This is a genomic window from Staphylococcus gallinarum (assembly GCF_000875895.1).
GTDB lineage: Bacteria > Bacillota > Bacilli > Staphylococcales > Staphylococcaceae > Staphylococcus > Staphylococcus gallinarum.
Genome location: NZ_JXCF01000124.1, coordinates 1 through 241, shown reverse-complemented (window position 1 = coordinate 241; position 241 = coordinate 1). Strand labels below are relative to the sequence as shown.

The 241-nt window shown below is 34.4% G+C and carries 1 pseudogene; it reads left to right on the top strand.

The window, feature by feature from the left end:
* Window positions 1–51: 51 nt before the first annotated feature.
* A pseudogene (locus SH09_RS13720) lies at window positions 52–241 on the top strand (replication initiation factor domain-containing protein); the annotation flags it as partial.

Genomic DNA, 241 nt, shown 5'->3' with positions numbered 1-241 from the left:
ATATATATTCGGGTGAGCGACTTCTTAAACAAAATAAGGAGTCGATTTTTTATGAGTAAAAAAGCAGAAGAAATTCAGGCAAAACAAAGTTTGGAAAAGGAAAACTCAAATTTTTCTAAACCCGGATACTCTAATAGCCGGTTAAACCGACATATTATGTACACCCCCGAACCAAAATTACACTTTGATGCTATGACAATTGTTGGGAATCTTAATAAGAACAATGCTCACAAACTGTCTG